The sequence below is a fragment of the Methylobacter sp. BlB1 genome (assembly GCF_015476545.1).
Classification (GTDB): Bacteria; Pseudomonadota; Gammaproteobacteria; order Methylococcales; family Methylomonadaceae; genus Methylobacter.
Genome location: NZ_JADMKV010000207.1, coordinates 1 through 708, shown reverse-complemented (window position 1 = coordinate 708; position 708 = coordinate 1). Strand labels below are relative to the sequence as shown.

General features: G+C 44.2%; 1 pseudogene. It reads left to right on the top strand.

Going from position 1 to position 708, the window contains the following annotated elements:
• Nucleotides 1-708, top strand: a pseudogene (locus IT781_RS22055) (right-handed parallel beta-helix repeat-containing protein); the annotation flags it as partial.

Genomic DNA, 708 nt, shown 5'->3' with positions numbered 1-708 from the left:
GGAAATGGTATTTTCCTGTTCAACGACGTGGACTATGTCACAATTGAGGGCGTTACAATTGATGGCTTTGATATTGGCATATACTCGGCGGGCGCTAATCCGCCCAATCCCGGCGCCAACAAAATCAATGAGAATGTCGTATTAAGGAATTCGCAAATCATGAATAATAAAGGTCAAGGTTGGCTGGGCGGTTGTAATGATTGTGTCATAGACAATAATAAATTCATCAATAACGGCTTTGGCCAGAAAATATTTAACCATAACATTTATATCTCCGGGGCCAATAACTCCGGCATTACCATTTCTAACAACATTTTAAACAAGTCGGCTTTCGTTGCCGGCAAATGCGCGGGCGTATCATTGGTGGTTCATGGGGTCGTGCAGGATCTGACCATTAAAGACAATACGGTTTTTGAAGACATTGGCGCAGCTGAACAGACCTGCTGGGGCATCAGTGTCGATCCCGGTTATGCGACCGAAGAGTCTTTCAGCAATGTGATAATTACAGGCAATAAGGTGACCAATGTCGGCAATGTCGGCATCGGTTGCGCGTCCTGCACGGATTTACAAATTTTAAACAATATCATTACGCATTCTCAGGATTTTAGTTTTACAGGCATTAAAGTGCCCGTCAGAGCCGAGGATACCGTTAAATCGGATCGGATCCTGATCACTGGCAACTACATTGAACTTCAGGATCCCAATCAA